Origin of the sequence: Mycobacterium sp. 852002-40037_SCH5390672, assembly GCF_001665875.1 — a bacterium.
Lineage (GTDB): Bacteria > Actinomycetota > Actinomycetes > Mycobacteriales > Mycobacteriaceae > Mycobacterium.
This window is the reverse complement of the sequence record NZ_LZTA01000028.1, coordinates 1-696: the sequence shown is the minus strand read 5'-3', so window position 1 is coordinate 696 and position 696 is coordinate 1. Positions and strand designations below refer to the sequence as shown.

1 protein-coding gene is annotated in these 696 nt (G+C 69.0%); it reads right to left on the bottom strand.

The window, feature by feature from the left end; all coding sequences use genetic code 11:
- Positions 1-588, bottom strand: a 588-nt coding sequence (locus A5782_RS05135) for a TetR/AcrR family transcriptional regulator (RefSeq protein WP_067096096.1), incomplete at its 3' end; no start/stop codon positions are given.
- Positions 589-696 lie beyond the last annotated feature (108 nt).

Below are 696 nucleotides of genomic sequence, written 5' to 3'. Positions count from 1 at the left end.
CGCGCACGCGAGCGTTGCGGCGTACTCGTCCGGACCCAGACTTGCCGCCCGTTCCGTCAGACCGCGCGCCAGCGCATAGATCGCCTCGACGGCGCCGTGCCGATCGGCACGGCGGGCGAGCCCGCCCTCGCGGACAGCGTCCCGGACGATGCCGTCGATGATTTCGCGGAATACCTGGAACCCCGAGTTGCCCGTCGCCGTGTCATCGACGGCGATCGCATTCTCCGCCCGGATCACCCACTCGAACGCCGCGAGGTCGGGGTACTCGCGCATCAACCGGCCCGATTCGTCGAGGACCGCTTCTATTCGCGTGACCGCGGTGCCCGGGCGGGCGGCCGCCCGCCGCAGTCGGGGAACCGCGACGTCGGTTCGCGCCGCCACCGCGGCCTTCATCAGTTCGGACTTGTTCGGGAAGTAGTTGTACAGGCTCGCACTGGTCACGTCGGCGGTGCGGGCGATCTCTCGGATCGTCGCCCGGGCGTACCCCACGGTCGCCACGCACCGCATGGTGGCGATGATGATCCGCCGGCGAGTCTCCTCGCCGCTGGCACCTACCGGACGCCCCAACTGCGACGCCTTGACGGTCATACCGCGCAGTCCCCGCCACCGGTCCGTTCGTCACGCACCGCGCACCTCGCGCCAACAACGTCAAGGAAATTGATCGTCCGATTATATTCGGTGTGTCGGATCGGCGGC